This is a genomic window from Streptomyces sp. NPDC048442 (assembly GCF_040651475.1).
GTDB lineage: Bacteria > Actinomycetota > Actinomycetes > Streptomycetales > Streptomycetaceae > Streptomyces.
This window is the reverse complement of the sequence record NZ_JBEZKB010000014.1, coordinates 47,868-70,114: the sequence shown is the minus strand read 5'-3', so window position 1 is coordinate 70,114 and position 22,247 is coordinate 47,868. Positions and strand designations below refer to the sequence as shown.

Here is a 22,247-nt window from a genome sequence, read left to right as displayed (position 1 = left end):
GTCAGTGGTCCTGCGGGGCGTCGGCCGACGCCAGGACGGCCTTCAGCCGGCCGGCGGCGCCCATGGCGTTGGGCCGGCCGGCGTAGAACGCCAGTGGGTGATGGCCTCGCTCAGCTCGGCCTCGGTCCGCCCGTTCTCCAGGGCCGGCTTGAGGTGGAAGCCGAGCTGGTCGGAGCAGTACAGGGCGATCAGCGCGGTGACGGTGACCAGGCTGCGATCCCGCGGGGAGAGCCCCCCCCGCTCCCGGACGTCGCCGAAGAGCACCTGGTCGGTGAGGTCGGCGAGCTTGGAGGCGATGTCACCGATGGCCGGCTGTGCTGCGGATTCCCTTTCCGGCACGATGCACTTCCTTCCGCTGTCCTTTCGCTGTCCTGTCCGGCGCAACATTTGAACGAGCTGGGCGAGTTCCTCAAGGCGCGCCGCTCCGAACTGAGCCCGCGCGCCGCGGGCCTGCCCGACAGCGGCGGGCAGCGCCGGGTCGCCGGGCTGCGCAGGGAAGAGGTGGCTCAGCTCGCCGCGATCTCCACGGACTACTACACCCGGCTGGAGCAGGGGCGGCTGCCCGCCTCGGCGCCGGTGCTGGAGGCGGTGAGCCAAGCGCTGCAGCTGGACGACGACCAGCGCCGCTACGTGTTCGGCCTGGCGGGGAAGGAGACGGCGAAGCCGCGCCGTCGGGCTCGGCAGAAGGTTCAGCCGCAGTTGCGCAGGGTTCTGGACGACCTCACTGCCACGCCCGCCATTGTGATGGGCCGCCGCATGGATGTCATCGCCTGGAACCCCCTCGCAGCGGCACTCGTCACCGACTTCGCCGCCGTCCCGGAAAAGCACCGCAATTACGTGCGGATCCTTTTCACCGACCCGGCGATGCGCACCCTGTATGCCGACTGGAAGAGCGTGGCACGGACCGCAGTTGCGCAATTGCGCATGGAGGCGGCGAAGTATCCGGACGATCCGCGCCTGACCGCATTGGTCGGTGAACTGTGCGTACAGGACGAGGACTTCCGCCAGTGGTGGGCCGCACACCATGTTGCCACCCTCAGCGTGGGCACAAAGGTTCTCCACCATCCCGTCGCCGGTGAGCTCTGCCTGGACTGGGACACCCTGACCGCCAGCACCGATCCCGACCAGCAACTCGTCGTCTGGACCGCCGAAGTCGGCTCCACCACCCACGACGGCCTGCGCATCCTTGCCTCCTGGGCCGCGGACCAGCACCGGGCCACCGCAGAACCGGCCGAGTGAGGGCACCCACCGTGGGTCGCGGGAAGTCGGTGGGGCGGGCCGGTGTGACCGGCCAGTTCGGGACGCTTCTCAGCGGCGTCGCTGGTCGGCGCGCAGTTCGAAGTCGCCGTAGCTGTCCTCGACCGGGCTGACTGTGACACCGGGCGCGACGATCTCGTCGACGGCGTCGAGCACCTCGGACGACAGCGTGACGTCGGTGGCAGGCGGGAACGCCTCCAACTGGTCCATGGTGCGCGGGCCGATGATTGCCGGGGTGACGCCGGGGTGGTTGATGACGAAGGCGACGGCCAGCTCGATCAGGGTGAGGCCCGCCTTCTCCGAACGAGCGCGAGCTGTTCGACGGCACCGAGCTTGCCGGTTGGCGGGGGTGCTCATGTCGAAGCGGGCCCGGGGGCGTGCCGCGGAGGCGGGCCCTCGGTGACGTTCTTGCGGTAGCGACCCGAGAGCTCGTGCAGAGCGTCTACCACTGGACGCCGCTGCAGGCCGGTCTCGCCTTCCTGCCGATGACGCTGGTCAACTTCGTCCTCGCCGTCCAGGTGCCGCAGCTGCTTGAGCGGGCGAGCAGGCCGCAGGTGCTCACCGCCGGGCACGCCCTGACCATGGTGGGCATGGTGTGGCTCAGCCCTGCACACGCCCTACTTGACGGGCGTGGCGTTGCCGATGGTGCTCAAAGGCGCCGGCCAAGGTCTGGTGCTGGCCCCACTGACCTCCAGCGGCGTCGACGGCGTCGCCCCCCGCGGACGCGGGAGCCGCCTCGGGCCTGGTCAACACCGTGCACCAGATCGGCAGCGCGCTCAGCCTGAGCATCCTGACCGCCGTGGCCGCATCCGTCTCCGCCGGTCACGAGGCCACCGACATCGCGGCCCGCTCGGGTGCCGCGCTGACCGGGTCCGCCGCCCTGCTTGCCCTGGCCCTCGCGGCCACCCTCATCCTCATCGTCCCCGTGCGCGACATCATCACGTAGAAGGGATGGCCACCGGTGATCTACACGCGTGCGGGCGGCTACCAGTTCACTGCCGACCCGGACGACCTGGAGGCATACGAGACGGCCCAGGTGCATGTGCTGCTGACCGAGGTCCGCCGCCTGATCACCGGCACCATCGCCCCGCACGCCGCCCTGGACCGCAGGACAAGCGGGTACGGCACATCCTCGCCCAGCTCAACTCCGTCGAGTCCACTCTCGACCTGATCGCCTGACGGGAGGAAAACGTCATGCGCCGGGGTGCAAGCGGAGTGCTCTGCCGCAGGACTACCCGCCGTTCAAGACGGTGTTCGGGTTCCTCACCCGCTGGTCGGCGGCCGGGGTCTTCAACCTGATCCGTGACCAGCTGCGGCGCCGGATCCGGCGAGTCATGGGCACGTCCCCGCACCCGGTGGCGGTGGTGATCGATTCGCAGTCCGTGAAGGTCGCCGCCACCGTCCCGCGCGCCACGTCCGGATACGACGCGGGGAAGAAGACGTCCGACCGAAAGAGACACATAGTCGTGGACCTGAAAGGGCTCCCGCTGTGCGTGATGGTCACCCCGGCCGATACGCACGACAGTGTCGCTGTCCGGGAAGCCCTCTTGCGGCTGCGGCTGATGCACCCCGAAATCGCCATCGTCTGGGCCGATTCGGCCTACGCGGGCGCCCTCGTCGACTGGGCCAGGTCCTTCCTCCACCTGACGATCAAGACCGTGAGCAGGCCCAAGGGGGCGAAGGGCTCTGTGGTTCTACCGAGGCGGTGGGTGGTGGAGAGGAGCCTGGCGTGGCTGCTTCATGCGCGCAGGAATGTGCGCGACTACGAAACCCTGCCCGAGCACTCGGAGACGATGCTCACTCTCGCGGCGATCACGCTCATGACTCGCCGGCTCACCCGATCCGCGGTCTACCCTGACGCAGCGCGGCCACGACCGGTTGAAACCGTTCATGCTGCATGAACGGTGGGCTGGGCGGCTTGGGGGTTCGAACTGGTTCGGCTCTCCCCGTAACGGGACTGTCAGTGCAGCCCAGCACAATGTGCGCATGAGCTATGACCTGGCTGTTTGGGAAGGCCCGCGCCCCTCCGACGATGCGGTGGCAGTCAACGTCTTCGACGCCCTTCGTGCCGCATGTATGGGGCAGAGCATCCCGCCCACTGATCTGATCAGACAACTCGTCGGGGACCTGGTGGAGCGCTGGCCCGACCTCGGCCAGGGCGACGAAGAAGCCGACGACGCCATCCCCTGGTCCACCGGACCGTTGATCAGCGAAGCCAGCGGTCCGCTGATCTACTTCGGCATGGTCTTCAGCAAGTACGACCAGGCCGCGGAGTTTGCTGTGGAGCGGGCCCGTGCACTCGGCCACGTCTGCTTTGATCCCCAGGACTGGCGTCTCCTCACCTGAGCACCTCCTTACGAGGTACGAAAACCTCAGCTGTCGGCACAGCTCTACAGGCGGGCCCAACGTGCTGCTTCAACGACTGCCCGGTCGCGGCCGACCTGCACAGCCTTGCCCGGCAGGTTCAAGATGGGGGTTCTCAGAAAGAGGTGGCCTCGTTGCGCGCCAACGAGGCAGGATCGGCCCTGTGATACGCCATGCCCACGGGGACCCCGAACTGCTTGCCCTGGTTCGCCGCTATGTCACGCCCGAGGGCGAGCGACGGCGTTACATGAAGCTCGGCGGCGGCTTGCTACACATGCGAAGCCCTGAGTACGACCGCTTCATACACGATCTCCGCGACGACGCAGGACTCATCACCGCAGACGAGATCGCCACCCTGCTTGAGGGCGGCTGGCGAGAGCGGAGAACAGCAGCTTGGCTCGTAGCCGTCTCCCGCCGGACCGAGTTCCGTGAGCGCCTCGGAGAACTCCTACTGACCAGTGAGGTCTGCTGTGCTGGGTTGGCCTACTGCGTGGCCCTGGCCAGTTTCGGAACGGCGCGCGATGCTGATCTGCTCGCCGCCTACCTTGATCGCTACCTTTGCCGCTCCGACCTCGGCTACGACCAGACCGTCGTCATGGGTGCTCTCCAGTTCATCAGCCTGAATCTTGGAAGCGATCAGGCCGACCGATTCCTGGGCCCGGACGGCCTGTGGCAGCAGTGGCTCCACAACGCGCCTCACATGCAGACGAACCCGGACCCTCTCCCCTCCGTCTTGAGCCTCATTCGTCGGCTCTATGCCGTCGTCGACGAATGCGCCGACGTGAGATGACGGCTTCACATCTCGTGGTGATCTCTTGCCCGACACGCCTGGGAACAGTCAGGTCTGTGTGCGGGACGCGATGTAGCCGAGCGTGTCTGGCCTGTCCGGTCCAGCGGGCGGTATTGCTGGTGCCGAAGAAGTCGGCGAGGACCGATGCCGGTAATCGGTGGTCATCGCGCGACGAGCGCACGAGATCAGCAGAGGTTCAAGGATGGGCTCTCAGACGGACCGGGAGGACATCCACCAGGCCCACCACGCCTACTTGGACGACATGGTCGAAGGAGACACCGTCCGGACCATGACCGACGCGACGGTGTACAGAAGCGCGCAGACTGGCGGTTGCTCCTGACCACCGACTCCGGCCGCTGCGGCGACACGTGGATCCCCCTGAGAACGGTCGCGACGACATGGTGACCCACCCTGGCCAAGGGGCCAAGGGCTCCCCAAGGGTCCCCACAGCCCCACATCTCTCAGGAGAACGCATCGTGGCAGCTCTTGAGTTCGTCGTGCTGCTCGGCTGAGCTCTCTTGGTGAGCGGTTGGTGAGCGGTGCTCTCGCGCACCGACTCAATGCGGTCGCTCCCGTACTGCAACGGGCCGCTGGCGTTCTGCTCGACTTCGTACCCGCGCTCCGCGAGACCGAGCTGCCACCAGAGGTGCTGCTGCTCGTCCTCCTGCCGGTGCTCCTGTTCTGGGAAGCCGTGGCGACCTCGCTGCGGGCGATCCGGCGGGCGGCCTGCCGTGGGGCGCGGTCTGGGTACTGGGGGCCGCCGTCGCACCGACCGACGCCACCCGCCGTGGGCGTGGTCTGCCCTTCGAGAGAGCCCTCGCCGAGCAGGGCATCCAACTCCTGAGGCTCTCTCGCGAGCGGGAGAAGCAGCGGTTCGGGGAACCGATCCTCAAGAAGGTGCGCCGGCTGATCGAATCCGTCAACGACACGCTCAAAGGCCAGCTCGACCTGGAGCAACACGGCGGTCGAACCTTCGAGGGCGTCGCCATCCAAGGGCTCAGCGCGTCCTGGCGATGGCCGCCGGGATCTGGCACAACAACAGAATCGGTGCCCAGTCACCCGGCCGTTGGTCGCCTACGATCACTGATCACATTGAGCAGCCACCAGCTCACCGAGTTGGCATGCCGCCGTGCGGGCTGTTCACCACCAACGGCAGAGACCCCTCAACGAGGTAGTCGTGCCCGGGGTACTCGACGTGGAGGTGACCGCCGTTCTCGGCGGAAGCCATGCCGCGCAGGTTGTCCGCGAGCACTGCCCTGCCGACGGCGTCACCGCTGATCACCAGGAACTGCCGTTTGGAGTCCAGGTGGACAAGCACCCCGGGGCCGGGAGTGTCATTGACCTCGACTCCTGCAAGGACGCCGCTGCCCGGGGAGGAGGTGAATAGCCCCTCGCCCCGGGCCACCACGTCTGCCAAGCGGTCCAGTTCCTCCGCCGACGCGGAGAGATCCACTTCGTCGTATGCGGGGGCGGAGACCAGTCTCACGGGCGTCACTCCTTCAAGTTCGGCCCTCCATGATGCCTGCGAGATCGTCCGTCATACATCCGGGTCAGGATCATGGCCAGGCGGCTCAGGCGGGAACCGACTTGATCGTTATTCGGTCGGTGTGAGTGAAGTAGCTCGGCCGCTGCGGGGCCGGCTCGTTTGTCCTTCGGGGGAGGCGTAGGAATGCAGGTCTCGAGTACGGAAGGTGGGGCGCCCGCTTCTGCGCCGGGGTGCGGCTGGTACTTGCTGGCTCCCGCTCTCTGCGCCTTTGGCGTGTATGGCGGCACAGCGTGGACCGTTCGGTCGTGGGCGAGTTGACCGCTCGGAAACGACGCCAGCAACAACATAGGGCTGAAGATGCTCATGCCTGTCGTGTGGCTCTGCATGACTCTGCTGCTGCTTCTACTCCAACTCTCAATACGGCGTCGGCTCTTTCGAGGCGGGCGGGCCGCCATGTGGCTCGCACCGCTCGGCTTCGCCATCGCGTTGACGTTGTTGTACCGGTTGGGGATGAGTTGGCCGTACCACCCACCCGGAGGCCAGTGCGTGGAGGGCTCTATCCGCTCTTTCCGTTCACGGGCAAGACGGGCCCGCACTCCGCCGAGTAGATGCTGCCGGTCGATCATGAGCGGAGTCGGATGAGGGGATGTATCGACTGCAGGCGGCCATTGCCACCGAATCCGTACTCCGCGAGTTGGTCGGCTCCACCACAGAGGCGTGCATCGTTCCTCTCGCCCAACACCTCTGGCTCCTGCCGATGACCGACGCGCTGTTCGATGCGGTCACGGTCGCCGGAGCACTCGAACTCGACGGCTTCTGGAAGGCACCAGCGGGCTCCGATTTGCTGCTGACCACGTGCTCGGAGGCAGGGCCGGTGGCCTACGTCGAGGCCGATTACTTCGGTGGGGCAGGAACCCAGACCGCCCAGGTCTGGGATGCAGGCCAGGTAGTGCTTGGCATTGCGCCTTGCCGAAGGGGAGCCGTCGCCGACGACCGGCATTCCGAGCTCTCAGGTGCTGCGGTGGCTCGGCGTCGCAAAGGGCAATCACGTCGACGAGTTCGCCGCAATCGGCCTCGGGCGTCACCGCGACACAGGTGACTGGCTCTCACACTGAAACCGGTCAAGACCCGTCGAGCCGATACCACTTGACTTGGTGCACAGAAGCCGGCAAACACCCTGGGCGAGCACCGCCGCGCGCCTCCTCCTGGTCGCGGCCGGCCGCCGTCTCTCACCTCTGCCGACTTCGGGCCTCGCGGTCCAGGAACTCGATCACTCGCGTTTCCGAACGGAGAAGCCGCTCGCGCTGCTCAGGAGGAAGAGAGGCGAGGAGGTCGACCAGGACTTGCTGCCGTGGAACGTAGACCATGTTGCCGGAGTAGACCCTGCAGCTGGAACACCAGGCGAGCCCGATGCAGCGCTCGAACATGGAGGACGAGGGCGGATGGAAGCGATACTGATACGAGCAGACGGGTGTTCTGCAAGTGGCACAGATCCGTCGATCACCGTCTGGAACCGTGCTCCAGTTCCCTACCTGTCGCCAACGTTCTCGCCCGGCCGGTGCTCTTCAAGTCGTCATGCCGAACATTCTCCTTCACGGAGTTTCTCGCAGCGCAGCCGTCCGAGGAATATTACTTCCGCGGTCGCCTCGCTTGACTTGGTGCAGAGGCGGGTTTGCACTCTGCCGGGAGCTCAGCGAAGAAGACTCGGACCGGGGGCGACGAAGACACCACCGCGGTCCAGCAGTTGGTACGGCGCGGAACAGTTGCTCGGTCCCGCCCGCGCAGCCCTTGACGCGTTGTGCGAGCACGTGGAACGCGAAGACATCTGCCAGATGATCAATTCCAAGGGGCCAGTGGGGTCAGTTGTTCCCCGAGGCCGGCGAGGCCCGTGTGTTCAGGGGAACTGAAGGTTTCTCGGCGGGAACCCGAGGGCCCCGTGCCCTGATTCCCGGGTGTGGCCCCTTGTGTTCGTCATGAATCCGCGCGTGCGCCTCGCTGATGTGGGGGAGTACGTGCCGTCCGGACTCGGTTCACGCTTCGTCGCGGTGGGTGAGGTGGCCGTCGGCGAGTCGCCAGTAGTGCTGGTGAGGAGTCAGTTGCCAGGTCTCGTCGGCATCGATCACCCGTGTGATCCATTCGTGGAGTTGCGGGAGGGCATGCGCTCGTAGAACAGCGCGGGTGGCAGCACGTTGAGCGGAATCGACGGGGTGGACGCCTATGCGGAAGCCGACCATGTCCGGGTGGATGCCGTGGCCGTAGTTGCGGGGGTTCGGAGCAACCCATGCTGCACCCAGGACGATGGTCCCGCTGTCATGCCCGATGAGGAACTGCAGGTCCGTGACGCGGGTCAGGTAGGGGCCGAGACACTCGTTGATGTCGGTGGTGGTCAGTGGCCAGGCACGGTGCCGGGGCAGTCTTCGATTTCGTGCGGACATGGCAAGCAGAATGGCAGAGGTCACTGCCGACCCTCACGGGTGTTCTGTTCTGCGGCGGTTTCCAGAAGCTGGCGGGCGGAGTCCGCGCAGCGCATCGCGGTCTCCTCGTGAGTCCGAACATCTTGGTGAGGTGGAGCGGGTCGGGCCCATGGGTGAAGGCCTCTTCGAGTTGCCGGTCGACGCGGAGCCGCTCCAGCGTTGCGTGTTGTCCGCGCGTCAGCCGTGCGAACCGCATCAGGGTGGCGTTGATCCAGTGGTTGCCGGCAGCGTGTCCACGCCCGAACTCCCACTGCTCCAGGTCGAGTTGAAGTAGCAACTGATCGCGTTCGTCACGGAGTTCGCGTTGTGTGTGGGGGCAATCGTCGCAGCCGGCGAGTACGACTCCATGGCGTTGGGGCGGTCCGGGGCGTGCGCCGGCAGGTTCTCTCCGTACCCGGAAACGTCGTTGTCGTCGGTTACGACGGCACGTCGCTCACCGAGTTTGCCGATCCTGCGCTGACGACGTTCCGCCGGCCCGCGGTCCGGCTGGCCCTGGAGGTCAGTCGGAGTGTGATCGCGTTGGTCGGCAACCGGGGCGTGCTCACGGGGGAGCTTCTCCCCGACCCGGAACTGGTCGTCCGGGCCTCGACGGGGCCGGTCAGAGGCGGGGGCAGGGGTTCTCCGGGTCCTGTACCTCGTGGCCCCGTACGGACGGGGACGCGCTGCCGTCGGCCGTGCCGGTCAGGCACACGCTGCCCAGGTCCAGAGTGAAGCGCGTCCCGGTGCCGGGCTGCTCGCGTGTCTTCAGCACGCTGTCCACGTATCCGCTGCGGTTCAGCGAGCCGCGCACCTGCGCAGGGGCCTTGAGGCCCTTCACCGCCTTGGTGACGCGGTCGGTGTGCGCCTTGGTGACGCACTTGTTCCTGGCCTCCAGCTCCGCCTCCGCCTTCTTGTCCTCCTCGGTCACCTTGTACGAGCCAGGGTTCAACTCGTCGGGCGAGGGCGGCGGCCCGTCGGAGATGGTCGGCGGCTGAGAGGCCGGCGCAGTGGCGGGTGCGTCGTCGGCGAGCGGCGGCTCCGTGGGGAGGTCGGGGGAGCAGGGCTCGGCGACCTTGTTCAGGAACCTCATGAAGGTGAGCAGCTGAGCGGAGTCCTCGGGGCCGGGCTCGGCATCCGGCTTCGGAGCCGCCGCGGCGTCGGCGCCCTTCGCGGGCTTGGCCGCCGTCGCGGGGCCGCTGTCGTCGGCCTGAGTGGTGCCGCATGCGGTGAGGGCCAGTGCGCACAGGGCAGTTGCGGAGATGAGGTAATGGTGCGTGCCGAAGATTCGCTTCATGTGCACATCCTGTGCGCGCCGGATCGACGGCACGTGAGTACGGGTACTCAACTGCCCCTGGGTGATCTTCCCCGAGGCGTTTGAGTAGACCGAACCAAGCCGGATCCGGCCCTTGGGCCTCTCGCACAAGCCTCGCAAATCTCCCACATTCTCGCCGACCTGGAGGAACGTCTCGTTACTTCAGACAGGCCCTGGGGGCAAGGTGCGCAACGGCTTCCACCCGTCCGGCTCCCTGCCCGACGCCCCGCTCTCCGGCCACTGGGTCTCCGCCCAGTTCCAGCAGCCCCCTGAAGAACGCGTAACCGGCGCTGTCATCAGCGGGTGTCGTAGCGGCTCCGTCATGGGGCGCCCCTGGACAGGCCAGGGGCGCCCCCTTGGTGTCGGCCGACCCGTACGGTCGGTCCCGCGGCCCGGCTCGACCTACTTCGTGCCGAGGTAGTAGCCGACCTGGGGCGGCTGGTTGTAGCCGGTGGTCTGCCAGGCCACGCCCATCCGGTAGACCGGGTCGTGCATCAGGGTCGGCAGCCGGTGCTCGGTCGGGTGCGGGGTGGTGTAGAGCCGCAGGGCAGTCGAGTCGGCGTTGCGCCAGAGCATCTCCTCGCGCCAGTCGCCGAGCAGGTCGGCCGTCAGGGCGGGATTGCCCTTGGTCCAGTTGTTGGAGCGGGCGTCGGGGTCGGACCAGATGCGGGTGAGCTCGTCGTCACCGTCGTACTTCAGGATCTGCCCGTAGCCGGACCCGGCCGTGCCCGACCAGCGGTGGTCCAGGAGCTCGCGGTTCGCGTCCCCGTCCCACCAGATCGCCGAGTTGTACGAGGCCGCCCCGCCGAAGGCCGGTGCCTTGTCGCTGATCTTCGTGCCGGTGGCGGTGTAGAGCCCGCCGCCGCTCGACCAGCACTCCGCGCCCGCGTGCACGCGGGTGAGATCGGCGCAGATGCCGCGGCCCACATCGGTTCCGGTCCTGCTGCCCCAGAGGATCCGGCCGGTCCGCGCGTCGTGCATCTCGTAGCCGTACGCGGAGTCGGTGTGCTCGTGCACGTTGAAGGACTCCAGGCCGGGGCGGGCCGGGTCCAGGTCGCCGACGTGCAGGGCGTCGCCGTGGCCCAGCCTGGTGGTCCACAGGCCCGAGCCGTTGTCGTCGACGGCCATCGCGCCGTAGAGGATTTCGTCCTTGCCGTCGCCGTCCACATCGGCGACCGCGAGGTTGTGGTTGCCCTGCTGGTCGTAGCCCTTGCCGTGGTTCGTGGAGCTGTTGCTGTCGAACTTCCAGCGACGGGTCAGATCCGTGCCGTTCCAGTCGTACGCGGCGAGGGCGACGCGCTCGTAGATGCCGCGGCTGAAGACCATGCTGGGCCGGGAGCCGGACAGGTAGGCGGTGGCGGAGAGCAGCCTGCCCTCCCTGTTGCCCCAGGTGTCGCCCCAGTCGGAGACGGCCCCGCGAGCGGGCTCGAAGGGCACCGAGTCCATGACCTTGCCGTTCTGCCCGTTGAAGACGGACAGGAACTCCGGGCCGCTCAGCACCGCGCAGTTGGCCGCGAGGTGGGAGGCGTCCGGATCGCCGATGACGGTTCCTGCGGCGTCCTTGGAGCCGTCGGAGGTGCGGGCCGCGACCTCGGCCCGGCCGTCACCGTCGTAGTCGTACACCTGGAAGGAGTCGTAGTGCGAGCCGCTGCGTATGTTCGTGCCGAGGTTCAGCCGCCACAGCCGCCGGCCGGTGAGCTCGTACGCGTCGTAGAGGGTGGGGCCCGTGCAGGTGCCCGAGTTGGCGACGTCCGTGGCGTTGGACGGCACCCACTTGAGCACCAGCTCGTACTGTCCGTCGCCGTCCAGGTCGGCGACGGACGCGTCGTTGGCGGCGTAGGTGTAGGCGACGCCGTCGCGGGTGGTGCCGCCCTGAGATTTGTCCAGCGGGATGTCCAGGCGGCCCGAGCCCCAGACGCCCGTCCTGGCAGCGGGCTGCTCACCGCCGTTCACGACGGCCCGGATCTCGTACGTGGAAGATGAAGTCCCGGTTGGGTCGAGGAAGTTGGTCTTGGGTGTTTCCTGGATGAGGGTGCCGCCCCGGTAGAGCTTGAAGGAGACGCTCTCGGGGTCGTCGCCGAGCATCCGCCAGCTGACCAGGACGCCGCCACTGGCAGGAACGGCGACCGGCCCGCGGTCGAGCCGCTCGGCGGGACGGGCGGCGGCCAGTGCCCGAGCCGTGCTGTCGGCCGGGGCCGCGAGCCGTGCGGCGGGTGGCGCGTGCTCGGCCGCTCCGGCGAACTGATCGGCCGTCACGGCACCGCCGCCGCTGAGCAGGACGGTGGCGACGAGCGCCGGGAGGAGCGTGGCGGGGCGGCGGTGCCTGCGGGATCTGCGGGAGCTGCTGGAGGATCTCGACACGGTCGGCCTCCCGTGGCGGAGGACGGGGGAGTGCGGCGTCATTGCGGTCAACCCCTTCGTGGCGCGTGCCCGGACACACGGCGGTGACCGCCGGGCGGTGTGCGAAGCGCTTCGATATTGCGGGTGAGGCTAAGGGGAAGGCCAAGGCCGTAACAAGACTCAGGTACGAATCAGCCGGGCGCTTCTGCGGGGTAGCGGAGGCCCATAAGCGAGGGACCGTAAGGGTGATGGGGGTCGAGTCGACGCTCACCTTGGCATGTACGCTGTCGACGAGTGCATATCGAAGCGCTTCGGAAAAATTGGCTGCCCAGCCTGCCGCTCACCAAGGGGGCCCGCACGTGACCGAGAGCCCGCTGCCGTTCTTCGATCTGCTGTGCCAGCCGCTCCGGGGCTGGAACGAGGAGGGCTACGAGGGGAAGTGGACGCCGCGTGCCCCCGGCGGCCGGGTGGCCAGGGAGACCTTCACACTGGTCGGGCACGACGGCGGGCACCTCCTCAAGCAGACCGGGACGGGTGGGTACCTCTCTGTCGCCGCCGCCGGCGCGAAGGTTGCCGGGGGAAGGAAAGTTTTCGGCGTCGGGCGGTCCTTCCGGGTGCGCACGGTGGCCGCAGACAGGGAGCCGTCCGGCACGGTCGAGGCGCTGCTGCACGGCGTTCCCGGACCAGGGGAGGACGGTTAGCGTGCTGAGGCTCCCGGGTTCCCGTACCGCTGATGACGCCGCCATTGCCGACGTGGCCGGCGAAGACGCGGCCGTCGATGACGTGGCCGGCGAAGACGTGGCCGTCGATGACGTGGCCGGCGATGACGCGGCCGTCGAGTTCCACGCCTTCTTCGAGCGGCACTACGCCGAACTCTCCCGGCTCGCCCACCTCCTCACCGGTGAGGCCGACGGTGCGGACGACCTGGCGGCCGACGCGCTGCTCGCGCTCTGGCACCGCTGGGAGCGGGTGCGCGCCGCCGACCATCCGGCCGCGTACGCCCGTGGCGTCGTCGCCAATATGGCGCGCAGCCACATCCGCAGCGCGGTGCGCGAGCGGCGGCGCATCGCGCTGTTCTGGTCGAACCGCGACGAGGACTGCGCGGACCCGGACGTACCGGCGGTGATCGACGTGCGTACGGCACTGCGCGCGCTGCCGTTCCGCAAACGGGCGTGCGTCGTACTGCGGCACGCCTTCGACCTCTCCGAGAAGGACACGGCGCACGCCCTGGGCGTCTCGGTGGGTACGGTGAAAAGCCAGACCTCGAAAGGAATGGCGGAATTGCACAGGCGCCTCGGCCCGCACGCCACCCTCGAAGGGGTGCAGGCGGCCGCGGTGGACACGGGGGGAAGCACATGAAGGACGACGACACCGAGAACGATCTGCGCAGGCGGTTGCACGGCGCGGCCCACACCCACCGGCCCGACCGCGAGCGGATGCTCGCCCGGGTCGAGCGGGGCATGGCCGAGAGCCGCGTGCCAGGGGCCCGGGGCATGGCCGAGAGCCGCGCACCGGGGTCCCGGCGCACCGGCGGGAGCCGCGCGCCGAGGACCAGGACCGCCGATGCGCCGCGCCCGCCGATGTCCTGGCTGCGCGTGGTCACCACCACGGCCGCGGTGGCCGGAGTCTGCGCGGTCGTGGGATACGGCGCCGCCTCCGTACTGCGCACCGGGGAGCAGGACCCGCAGTCGGTGGCGGTCGGCTCCCGCCCCGACGACCTCCTGCAGACCCCCGGCCCCCGGGGCACCGGCGTCCCGGACACCCCCGCCGACGGACCGTCCGCGACCTCCGGCGGAAGCCGCCCCACCGGCCCCGCCACCCACCGCACGGTCATGCCGCCGCACACCGTGCCGCCCGCCCCGCGCACCGCGAAGCCCCCGGCGCCGGACCGCCCGGGGAAGCCGAAGTCCGTGCCGGTGGCCGAACTGCTGTGGGCGGACGGCTCGATCGCCCCGGGGGACAATCCCCACTGGGGGCAGAGCAACATCACCCTCAGGACCAAGAAGCCGCTGACCGCGCTCACCGTCGAGCTGCGCGTCGCCCAGAACGGGGGAGTCACCGACACCGGCCACTGGCGCACCCTGCCCCCCGAGGACTTCACGGTCTCGGTGGGGGAGCAGGGCGGGTTCGTCGTCTTCCGCTGGACCCTCAAGGCGGGGCGCACCGTGCCCACCGGGCAGCACGTCTTCGCGGGCCAGTACCAGCACGCGAAGGGCGAGCGGGACGCGAACGGCGACACGTACACCGTCATCGCGGGCACCCCGGAAGGCCAGGCCGACTGGAAGGGCGACTTCGCCCCCACCGGGGGCTGACGTACCTCGTGCCCGCATCCGACGACGCCCCGCACCCCCTTCCGGGGCGGGGCATCGTCAGCCGTCACACCCGCCGCTTCAGCGGTGCCGGAACCACCCGGTCGCGGGCAGCGCCCGGTCGTCGTAGTCGAACAGGGCCTGGTTCTCCCAGCCGTTGCCCGTTGCCCGTTGCCCGAGGCCGGATCGGCGGGGTCCCAGCCGTTGCCGGGGACCGCCGTCCAGGTGGCCTCCCAGGAGAAGACGCCGAGGCCACGGCCGTTCGGCACGGCCTCGACGACGCTCGTGATGTCCCGCATCCACGCCGTCCGACCGGCCGGCGTCGCGGGGTATCCGGCGACCGGTTCGGAGGGCGTGTCAATGATGTTGGTGTGCGCGTCCTCGCTGTCCAGCCGGAACGGATACGCGGTCTCGGCGACGAACACCGGCCTGGCGCAGCGGGCCGCCGCGTCGTCCAGGGTGGCCTGGAGTTTGGCTGGCTCCTGGTCTCCAGCCACTCCGGCGACCCGGTCACCGCCGAACTGCACGGGGCCGGGGTGCCGGTCGTGGCGTGCGGAAAGCCCATCGGGCAGGGGGCGAAGGTGAGTTACGTCGCCGCCGACGACCGGGACGGCGCCGCGACACCTGCTGGCCCAGGGGCGCCGCCGCATCGCCACGGTCGCCAGACCCCAGGACACCCCCGGCGGCGTCGAACGCCTCGCGGGCTACCGCGAGATGCTCGCCGAGGCGGGCGTCGAGGCGGACGAACGCCTGGTCGTGCCCGGCGACTACACCAGGGCGAGCGGTCAGGCCGCGGCCGAGGAACTGCTGCGCCGGGCCCCGGACATGGACGCCGTGTTCGTGGCCTCCGACCTGATGGCGCAGGGTGTCCTCAGCGCCCTCCAGCGGGTGGGACGGCGCGTCCCCGCGGACATCGTCGTCGGCGGCTTCGACGACTCACCTACCACGACCGCGGCGGACCTGGCCCTCACCACCATCCGCCAGCCATGGGACCGCATCAGCGCCGAGATGGTACGGGTGCTGCTCGCGCGGATCGGCGGCGAGGACCCGGCAGCGGTGATCCTGCCGATGGAGCTGGTGCTGCGCGAGTCCGCCTGACCCACGCGATACCTCCCGCGCGCGTAGTCAAGTGGCGTGAAGACACAGGTGAGTTGAAGGAAGGTTGCCCCGGTGCGCGTAGGTTGGGGGTTGCCCAACTTGCGTGCGCCGGCCCGTACGGCGTGCCGTGGCGCACGTACCGTCCGGAGCGAAGGGGAATACCTGTGGCGAACGACGACGAGATCCGAGCAGCCGGCATCGAGGACCGCGGGCACGTGGTGAAGCTCCTGTTCGGCAGCATGGTGTGCCAGACCGTGCGTGCGGCGACCCGGTTGCGGGTCTTCGAGGTTTTCGGGGAGAAGGAGCGGTCCGCCACCGAGGTGGCCGCGGAGACCGGGGCACACGAGCAGGCCACGTACCGGCTGCTGCGGGCCCTGGCGAGTCTGGGACTGCTGGAGGAGCGTGCCGTGGGCACCTTCCGCGCGACGCCCGCGGGCACCCTCCTCGACTCGGGGCGCGCGGACTCGCTCGTGGACATGGTGGGCATGTTCACCGAGCCGGAGATGCAGCGCGGCTGGGCGCTGCTCGACGACGGCGTACGGACCGGGGCCACCACCTTCGACACGGTCTTCGGCAAGGGCTTCTTCGCCCACCTCAAGGACCGCCCGGAGCTTTCGGCGCGTTTCAACGCGGCGATGAGCCAGGCCTCCGCCGAGACCGCCGCCGCGCTGCCGCACGCCTACGACTTCGGCCGCTTCCATCACGTCGCCGACATCGGCGGAGGCGACGGCACACTTCTCACCGCGGTGCTCCAGGAGTACCCGGAGCTGACCGGAGTCCTGAACGACACGGAGGAAGGGCTGGCGCAGGCCCCGGAGCGGCTGCGCAGGCTCGGGCTCACCGAGCGGTGCTCCCTGGTGACCGGGGACTTCTTCCAATCGGTCCCCGAGGGCGCCGACCTCTATCTGATCAAGAGCATCCTGCACGACTGGAACGACGAGCAGTGCGCCACCATCCTGGGCCACTGCCGCGCGGTACTGCCGCCCGAAGGACGCGTCCTGATCGTGGAGCCCGTACTGCCCGAGCTGGTCGACCCGGACAACCCCAGGCTCACCTATCTCACCGACCTGAACATGCTGGTGAACGTGGGCGGCAGGGAACGCACCCGCGCGGACTTCGAGGAGGTGTGCGGCCGGGCCGGCCTCTCGGTCGTGTCGGTCACCCCGCTGGGTGCCCCGCACGAGTTCAGCCTCATCGAGGCCGAGGCGGCCTGACAGCGGTACGGCGGCAACCTTCGCCTTCGGGTGGCGACTCCTTGAGGGGCCCACGGGTCCGTTCCCCTCATGGAGCCGCACAGGGACAGGAAGAGGAACTGCGATGAACCCCCTCACCCGCACCGGAAGCCACGGCCGCGGTCACGGCCGCACCCCCATCCGCCGCCCTGCCGTGCTGTCCATCGCCGCCGTGGCCGCCGCCGTCGGACTCGGCACCGCCCTGCCCACCCTGGCCACCGCCGGACCCGCGCCGCAGCAGGGCGCCGCCGAGACCTCCCCGGTCGGCTTCGGCGAAGGCACCACCCCGCCGTACAAGTACACCGCCGAACCGGCTTCGTCGGTCGTCGCCTCGGTGACCGGGGGCGCGGGCGCCGGAAAGCTCTGACGGCTCCTGTCCGCAACCCGAGGGGCGGCCGCCGGACAGCACCCGGCGGTCGCCCCTCCCGCTGACGCGACCCAGGCGGCCTACTGGGCGGCCAGGATCCGGTCGTACTCGGCCCGCGTCACCGGCAGGACCGTGCCGTGCCTGGCGTTCGCGGGCAGCGCGGTGTTCATCGACTCGGTCCACTTGCCCGAGTCGAGATCGGCCGTCTCGAAGAGGACATATCCGCGCCCGCCGAACTCGTCGATGAGCATGTACCACTTCTCACCGCCGGCAGAGGTATTCGCCTTGAACACCGCGGGCCCTTCGCCCCGGTCGACCGTGCCCTTTCCGATGCAGTCGGCCACGAATTCGTATGACGTGTCCGTCAGCTTCGCCGATTTCTCTGCGGTGATGAACTTGGAGCAGGGCGTGCCGGACGCGGGGTCCCGCTCGTCCTTGGTGAAGCGGTAATAGGCGCCGTTGTGCCGGATCACCGTCGAGTCGATGACCGAGTAACCGGGATCGTTCCAGACCTTGGGCTCGCTGAACGTGCGGAAGTCGCGGGTGGTCGCGTACAGCATCTTGTTGTACGTCGATCCCGTGTGGCCCGGGTCGTTGGCGGCGTACACCTTCGACGCCCAGAAGACGACGTACGCGCCGAGGGACTCGTCGTAGAACGCCTCGGGTGCCCAGGTGTTGCCCGCGGTGTCCGGGGCGACCTTCACCAGGCGCTGGTCGGTCCAGTGCACGAGGTCGGTGGACTCCCACACCATGATGGACCTGCTGCCGGTGCGCTGCACCTGGTCCCAACTGCCGCCGCTTCCCCCGTACATCCGCAGGTCGGTGGCGATCTGGTAGAACTTGTCGCCCTTCGGTGAGCGGATGATGAACGGGTCGCGCAGCCCCTTGGTGCCGAGCCCGGAGGTGAGCACCGGCCTGCCGCCGTTCAGCTCGCGGTAGCGGGTGGGGTCGTTGCCCCGGCTGAGCGCCATGCGGATCTGCTCGCCGTCGGCCGTGCCCTCGCCGGTGAAGTAGCTGAAGAGGTAGCCCGCGTACTTCTGCGGCTGCTGCGGTGTGTCCGGCTGTGCCTGACCGTGCGCGGTGCCGCCGCCGGGAACGAGGAGAAGTCCGGCGAGCAAGGAAAGCAGGGGTATGAACTGTCGGGGGCGCAAGACGGCCTCTCGGTGGTGGGAGAATGAGCGCCCGATACTAATTCGGCGGGAGCCCGGCGTGAAGACCCGTGAATTGAAGAGGTGAATCCGGATGCCCCCGCTATTCGACATCCCGAACGTGACCGAAATCCCGAACGGAAATCCGGTCGAAATACCGCAGAGATTCCCGAGCGGTCCTGGCAACCTGTCAGAACTCCAGTGGCAACTGGTGGCCGTGGCGTCCGCCGGGGCACCGGCATACGGCGTCGTCTCCGGTGTCTTCGGTGTCTTCGGGGTTCGGGGTCGGGGCCTTCGGTGAGGGGGCGCAGCCCGGGGCCCTGTACGTATACGCCAATGCCCGGACACTGCAGGGCGACACCGAGCGGGCGCTGCCGGCCCGTGCGGCGGCGTACGAGAAGGCCGAACGCGTGGGCCCGCCGCTGGTCCACCTGATGTGCCTCGCCTCAAGCAGCTATGCGCACCTGATGCGGGGCGAGGCCGACGAGGTGCGTACCAAGGTGCGGCAACTGCAGGAGCCGGCGGGGGACATCGGCGAGTTCTGGGCCGGGTCCTACGGCGATTTTCTCCTGGGTAACCTGGATATCGCCCAGGGCCGCCCCCGCGAAGCAACACCCCTGCTGCGTAGGGCACTTGAAGCGAAGTGGCTCCTGGAAGACCTGTACGGCACGGCCGCGACCCTCGACTCGTTCGCCGTCGCCGCCACCGGCGACGGGCGGGCCGAACTCGCCGCCCGGCTGCTCGTCCTCGCCGACCGGGCCTGGGACGCCCTCGGCACACCCCACCTCGGCGCCCTTCCCGTTCACCGGCGAACGAGAAGCGGTCATCCGGGAATGAATCACTACGGCCCGTGCGCCCCCATCACCCGCGCTGCTCGCCTGCGAGCGGTGCGGCCTCGGTGCGCAGGTCACGGCGAGCGACGTTCGAGTGCTCTGCCGACCGTGCCACCAGCAGCTCAAGACCGCTACGGACTTCGGTGCCCCTGCTCAGGGGACGGGAGGAGACGGAGAGAGCGGTTCCGACTCCTCCCGTCCTGCTCCAGCCGTGCGCGGCCGGCCCTGCCTCCCACTGGCCCCGCACTCGATCAACCCGACAGCAGCCAAACGCACTTGCTCTCTCCGGGCCCGCTCCTCGGCCGTCAGCCCACCACCATCGGGCTGCCGCATACCTCCGGCATGGCGCACACGACCTCAACCGTCAGCAGGACCAGAACCCCCACCATTAAAGATCCCCGACAAAAGCCGTTCCTGTGACGTCATGTCGTACCGAAGCCGGATGGTTAAAAAGCGGTCGGAGTTGGACTTACTCACTGAAAGCGCTCTCGACTGCAGGGATAAAAAGGAAAATGAGCTCCGTTTCCACATTGTGGAATTCTCAGTCAACCTCAGATGTTCCTCAAATGGAGAAAAAGCGCTGTACAGCGATGACTTTGAGGTGCATGATCGCACCATTCCCAAGAAGGGTAATGGGGATCCAGGGGTGCATCTGTGAGTTCGCTACCGGAGAACACCCCTGGGCATGAATTGAGATCGCGCTTGCAGGCCGGACCTAGCTTTTTGTGGAAGGGTGAATCGTGCGGAACAAAATGCGAACCACAATCCTGGTTGGACTTTCCTCGGCTGCCATATTTGGGCTCGGTACGGGGCCTGCGTGGGCAGGTACCAACGTCAACGTCACTGCCGTGGACTGTGGTGCGCTCTTCTGTGATGAGACTACTCATGTGGCCTCTACCAGCTTCAACAGTCACGGCGAGTACGTCAGCGTATGCGACCTTTCGTCGGACGGTGAGCGTGCCGGAGGGTCTGTAACGGCGACCTGGGGTGGCAATAGGCACTACTGGGAGGCATATGACACTGACGGAGACAATGGTGTCTGCAAGGTCGTCAACCTCAGTATTCCCGAAGGCACTAAGGTCACCGTGAGGGCATGGTCGCAGAATGGGGCGGGCGGCGCGCACCACCACGAGGCGAAGAGCTCTTCCGGCAGGGCCTGACAACTGGGCCTGACAACTGCGGACAAGGCCGCCCCTCGGCGCAAATGAACCTCCCTGCGGGTTGCGTCCTCCTCAGCAGTGGCCGCGTCCTTTCACAGCACTGGCCCTCTGGTGTGCAGTGAGCCGCCTGGGGCGCGAGGCTGCGCTGCCCCAGGCGGGAGGAGCGAGGGTTGCCTGCCGGAAACTGCTGTCGATTCACCGTCACAGAACTCTGAAGGGCTTCGAAATGAGCGTAACGCTGCGCCGGACCGCTTTGGTGGGTCTGTCCGTACTGTTCATGGGAGCGGGCCTGGGCGCCGCGCCCGCCGCGGTCGCAGATGCCACCACGGCAGCCGCCTGCGCGCATCCCCGTTGGTCCAACAAGGACTCGGGCGTGGACCATGTGCGCGACTCCCTGCTCAATGGGGCTCCGGTCAGGACCGGCCCCAACGAAGGCTGTGGCGTAGTGGGTCGCCCCAATTGGGTCTCGGACGTCTACCTGCACTGCTACGTCTTCAACAGTGCCGGAAACACCTGGAGCCATGTCCGGGCCTACAACCGCTTCACCGCCGACGAGTACAGCGGCTGGATCTACGACAAGAACCTGGAAGGAAAGGGCTCCACCCAGCCCTGCTGAACCAGAACGCCGGGCCTCTGGGGAGGGCCGAACCATCACCCGGTACAAGGAGCGGCTGGCGCGGCTGTTCGCAGACTGCAGGTCCGGAGTGGACAAGCGGATCCGTAGCCGTCGGAAGCCGTGGATCCACGCGTTCGTCCGCTCGACCAGCCGGCGGACCGAGCCCGGACCGGAGCCGTGCGGAACTCCGCGTCGGGCGATGACCGGCTTGATGCCGCGCTTCCACAGGAGCCGACGCTACGTGTCGAAGTCGTAGCCCCGGTCGGCAGCACGAACAGGATGCCCCGACCACGGTCGTCCAGTGGCAGACGGCCGGATGGCGCGGACGCCGCTGCCTGACCGGCAGCAACGGCTCGATCCGCCCCACAGGTCATCCGGCACCCTCCACGGAGGACCGTTCCCCTTCCCCAGAACTCGTTCAACAAGCAAGCCAGGAACGGGATATGGCCACGACCAGGCTTTCTGTCAGGTGCTCCGACTGTCCCAGCTGACAGCCTGGAAAATAGGGTGCGGCCGGCTGAGCCGGGGTGATAGGTAAGCGATGTGACAAAGAGTCTTGAGTTTCCCGCCCTGCTGCAACTGATCGACGAGCGGTCGGCCGCGTTCCGGAGTGCGGTTGCCGCCGCGCCCAGCCTTGATGCGCCGGTGCCGTCCTGCCCCGAGTGGACGCTGTTCGATCTGGTGCAGCACTTGGGTACGGGCCAGCGCTGGTGGGCCGCGATCGTCGCCGCGGGCCCGGCCGAGGCTCCGCCGGCCAAGGATGCCGGGCAGGCGCCGCGCGAGCTGGAGGCGCTGCTGGCCTGGTACGCCGAGTCGAACGAGCTGCTGCTGAGTACGCTGCGCGAGGCCGGCCCGGCGCGCGAGTGCTGGGCGTGGTGGGGCGCCGGCGTGTCGCCGGCGAATGCCTGGGGTGTTGCCCGGCGCCGGGTGCACGAGGTGATGGTGCACACCTACGACGCCCAGCTCGCCGCAGGCGCCGTGCAGCCGATGCCGGTGGACGTCGCGATCGACGGCGTGACCGAGTTCCTCGACACCTGCAACTCCACCCCGGCGGCCTGGCCGCACGAGGCCGCCACCATCCACTACCACGCCACCGAGGGCCGCTCCTGGCTCCTCGCGCTGGACGGCACCGGCGCCTGGCCCGCACCCCTCACGGACGACGCCGCGCCCGCCTCCGCTTCGGCCACGGGCACGGCCGAGCAACTGCTCCTCTTCGTCTGGGGCCGCCTCACGCTGAGCGACCTGAAGATCGAGGGCGACCCGCAGGTGTTCGAGCAGCTGATCGCCTGGGAGCCCGAGGAGTAGCCAGTCATTACCGCCGGCGGACGGCCGAGGAAGCGCACGGCGAGGGCGCCGTACACGGAGCCTCGGACAACTGCCGGCACGCGCGGCCGGTGGGACGAACCGCTGCGGGTGGAAATGTGCGCGCCACGCGTAGTTGTACCCGTCGTACAGCGCGAATGCACGGCCCGGAGGCCGGCC

The 22,247-nt window shown here is 68.5% G+C and carries 20 protein-coding genes and 7 pseudogenes; 17 read left to right on the top strand and 10 right to left on the bottom strand.

The window, feature by feature from the left end; genetic code table 11:
• Position 1: 1 nt before the first annotated feature.
• Positions 2-339: pseudogene (locus AB0D18_RS21790) on the bottom strand (carboxymuconolactone decarboxylase family protein).
• A gap of 48 nt (positions 340-387) precedes the next feature.
• On the opposite strand from AB0D18_RS21790, the gene AB0D18_RS21785 reads away from it, so the two are divergent.
• Positions 388-1,239, top strand: a complete 852-nt coding sequence (locus AB0D18_RS21785) for a helix-turn-helix transcriptional regulator (RefSeq protein WP_362420877.1) — start codon at positions 388-390, stop codon at positions 1,237-1,239.
• Between the two features lie 69 nt (positions 1,240-1,308).
• On the opposite strand, the gene AB0D18_RS21780 is transcribed toward AB0D18_RS21785, so the two are convergent.
• On the bottom strand, positions 1,309-1,614 hold the full coding sequence (locus AB0D18_RS21780; RefSeq protein ID WP_362420874.1) for an aldo/keto reductase: 306 nt from the start codon (positions 1,612-1,614) through the stop codon (positions 1,309-1,311).
• Positions 1,615-2,011: 397 nt separating this feature from the next.
• Between AB0D18_RS21780 and AB0D18_RS21775 the strand changes: the two genes are divergently transcribed.
• The 6 genes and pseudogenes from AB0D18_RS21775 (at position 2,012) to AB0D18_RS21750 (ending at position 4,751) form a co-directional block, all read left to right on the top strand.
• Positions 2,012-2,203 carry a hypothetical protein gene (locus tag AB0D18_RS21775; protein ID WP_362420871.1) on the top strand — a complete coding sequence of 64 codons (192 nt, stop codon included), beginning with the start codon at positions 2,012-2,014 and terminating at the stop codon, positions 2,201-2,203.
• Positions 2,204-2,436: pseudogene (locus AB0D18_RS21770) on the top strand (RacP protein); the annotation flags it as partial.
• A 23-nt stretch (positions 2,437-2,459) separates the two neighbouring features.
• A pseudogene (locus tag AB0D18_RS21765) lies at positions 2,460-3,101 on the top strand (IS5 family transposase); the annotation flags it as partial.
• 142 nt (positions 3,102-3,243) lie between these two features.
• Positions 3,244-3,603, top strand: a complete 360-nt coding sequence (locus tag AB0D18_RS21760) for a hypothetical protein (protein WP_362420868.1) — start codon at positions 3,244-3,246, stop codon at positions 3,601-3,603.
• A gap of 181 nt (positions 3,604-3,784) precedes the next feature.
• Complete coding sequence (locus tag AB0D18_RS21755; RefSeq protein WP_362420865.1) at positions 3,785-4,411, top strand: DUF6000 family protein; 627 nt, start codon at positions 3,785-3,787, stop codon at positions 4,409-4,411.
• Between the two features lie 202 nt (positions 4,412-4,613).
• A complete protein-coding gene (locus AB0D18_RS21750; protein ID WP_362420862.1) occupies positions 4,614-4,751 on the top strand; it encodes a hypothetical protein in 138 nt (45 codons plus the stop codon).
• Between the two features lie 768 nt (positions 4,752-5,519).
• On the opposite strand, the gene AB0D18_RS21745 is transcribed toward AB0D18_RS21750, so the two are convergent.
• Entirely contained in the window at positions 5,520-5,897 is a 378-nt protein-coding gene (locus AB0D18_RS21745; protein WP_362420859.1) for a hypothetical protein, read from the bottom strand.
• 646 nt (positions 5,898-6,543) lie between these two features.
• On the opposite strand from AB0D18_RS21745, the gene AB0D18_RS21740 reads away from it, so the two are divergent.
• Positions 6,544-6,996: a hypothetical protein gene (locus AB0D18_RS21740; protein ID WP_362420856.1), complete on the top strand. Its 453-nt coding sequence runs from the start codon at positions 6,544-6,546 to the stop codon at positions 6,994-6,996.
• 931 nt (positions 6,997-7,927) lie between these two features.
• Here the strand turns inward: AB0D18_RS21740 and AB0D18_RS21735 are convergent.
• Positions 7,928-8,332: a hypothetical protein gene (locus AB0D18_RS21735; protein ID WP_362420853.1), complete on the bottom strand. Its 405-nt coding sequence runs from the start codon at positions 8,330-8,332 to the stop codon at positions 7,928-7,930.
• A 345-nt stretch (positions 8,333-8,677) separates the two neighbouring features.
• Between AB0D18_RS21735 and AB0D18_RS21730 the strand changes: the two genes are divergently transcribed.
• Positions 8,678-9,082: a substrate-binding domain-containing protein gene (locus tag AB0D18_RS21730; RefSeq protein WP_362420850.1), complete on the top strand. Its 405-nt coding sequence runs from the start codon at positions 8,678-8,680 to the stop codon at positions 9,080-9,082.
• On the opposite strand, the gene AB0D18_RS21725 is transcribed toward AB0D18_RS21730, so the two are convergent.
• On the bottom strand, positions 8,970-9,644 hold the full coding sequence (locus tag AB0D18_RS21725) for a hypothetical protein (RefSeq protein ID WP_362420847.1): 675 nt from the start codon (positions 9,642-9,644) through the stop codon (positions 8,970-8,972). The two genes, AB0D18_RS21730 and AB0D18_RS21725, sit on opposite strands and share 113 nt — an antisense overlap.
• Before the next feature lie 420 nt (positions 9,645-10,064).
• The gene (locus tag AB0D18_RS21720) at positions 10,065-12,023 is read right to left on the bottom strand and encodes a rhamnogalacturonan lyase (RefSeq protein ID WP_362420844.1); all 1,959 of its coding nucleotides are present in this window, start codon (positions 12,021-12,023) and stop codon (positions 10,065-10,067) included.
• Positions 12,024-12,361: 338 nt separating this feature from the next.
• On the opposite strand from AB0D18_RS21720, the gene AB0D18_RS21715 reads away from it, so the two are divergent.
• From AB0D18_RS21715 to AB0D18_RS21705, 3 genes are all read left to right on the top strand, one after another.
• Positions 12,362-12,703: a hypothetical protein gene (locus AB0D18_RS21715; RefSeq protein WP_362420841.1), complete on the top strand. Its 342-nt coding sequence runs from the start codon at positions 12,362-12,364 to the stop codon at positions 12,701-12,703.
• A 112-nt stretch (positions 12,704-12,815) separates the two neighbouring features.
• On the top strand, positions 12,816-13,361 hold the full coding sequence (locus AB0D18_RS21710) for a SigE family RNA polymerase sigma factor (protein ID WP_362421146.1): 546 nt from the start codon (positions 12,816-12,818) through the stop codon (positions 13,359-13,361).
• The gene (locus tag AB0D18_RS21705; RefSeq protein ID WP_362420838.1) at positions 13,358-14,314 is read left to right on the top strand and encodes a hypothetical protein; all 957 of its coding nucleotides are present in this window, start codon (positions 13,358-13,360) and stop codon (positions 14,312-14,314) included. The genes AB0D18_RS21710 and AB0D18_RS21705 overlap by 4 nt, the downstream gene beginning before the upstream one ends.
• Before the next feature lie 78 nt (positions 14,315-14,392).
• Here AB0D18_RS21705 and AB0D18_RS21700 read toward each other — a convergent pair.
• Positions 14,393-14,778 (bottom strand): annotated as a pseudogene (locus AB0D18_RS21700) (glycosyl hydrolase 53 family protein); the annotation flags it as partial.
• Positions 14,779-14,784: 6 nt separating this feature from the next.
• Here AB0D18_RS21700 and AB0D18_RS21695 point away from each other — a divergent pair.
• The 3 genes and pseudogenes from AB0D18_RS21695 to AB0D18_RS21685 form a co-directional block, all read left to right on the top strand.
• Positions 14,785-15,409, top strand: a pseudogene (locus tag AB0D18_RS21695) (substrate-binding domain-containing protein); the annotation flags it as partial.
• A 164-nt stretch (positions 15,410-15,573) separates the two neighbouring features.
• Positions 15,574-16,623, top strand: coding sequence for a methyltransferase (locus AB0D18_RS21690; RefSeq protein WP_362420835.1), 1,050 nt, complete (start codon positions 15,574-15,576; stop codon positions 16,621-16,623).
• A gap of 103 nt (positions 16,624-16,726) precedes the next feature.
• Positions 16,727-17,008 carry a hypothetical protein gene (locus AB0D18_RS21685; protein WP_362420832.1) on the top strand — a complete coding sequence of 94 codons (282 nt, stop codon included), beginning with the start codon at positions 16,727-16,729 and terminating at the stop codon, positions 17,006-17,008.
• Positions 17,009-17,094: 86 nt separating this feature from the next.
• On the opposite strand, the pseudogene AB0D18_RS21680 reads toward AB0D18_RS21685, so the two are convergent.
• Both AB0D18_RS21680 and AB0D18_RS21675 read right to left on the bottom strand, forming a co-directional pair.
• Positions 17,095-18,159: pseudogene (locus tag AB0D18_RS21680) on the bottom strand (glycoside hydrolase family 43 protein); the annotation flags it as partial.
• Between the two features lie 443 nt (positions 18,160-18,602).
• A complete protein-coding gene (locus tag AB0D18_RS21675; RefSeq protein WP_362420829.1) occupies positions 18,603-18,983 on the bottom strand; it encodes a hypothetical protein in 381 nt (126 codons plus the stop codon).
• Positions 18,984-20,375: 1,392 nt separating this feature from the next.
• Between AB0D18_RS21675 and AB0D18_RS21670 the strand changes: the two genes are divergently transcribed.
• Entirely contained in the window at positions 20,376-20,765 is a 390-nt protein-coding gene (locus AB0D18_RS21670) for an SH3 domain-containing protein (RefSeq protein ID WP_362421158.1), read from the top strand.
• A gap of 96 nt (positions 20,766-20,861) precedes the next feature.
• Here the strand turns inward: AB0D18_RS21670 and AB0D18_RS21665 are convergent.
• Positions 20,862-21,032 (bottom strand): annotated as a pseudogene (locus AB0D18_RS21665) (IS5/IS1182 family transposase); the annotation flags it as partial.
• Positions 21,033-21,308: 276 nt separating this feature from the next.
• Between AB0D18_RS21665 and AB0D18_RS21660 the strand changes: the two are divergent.
• Complete coding sequence (locus AB0D18_RS21660) at positions 21,309-22,070, top strand: maleylpyruvate isomerase family mycothiol-dependent enzyme (RefSeq protein WP_362420826.1); 762 nt, start codon at positions 21,309-21,311, stop codon at positions 22,068-22,070.
• Positions 22,071-22,247 lie beyond the last annotated feature (177 nt).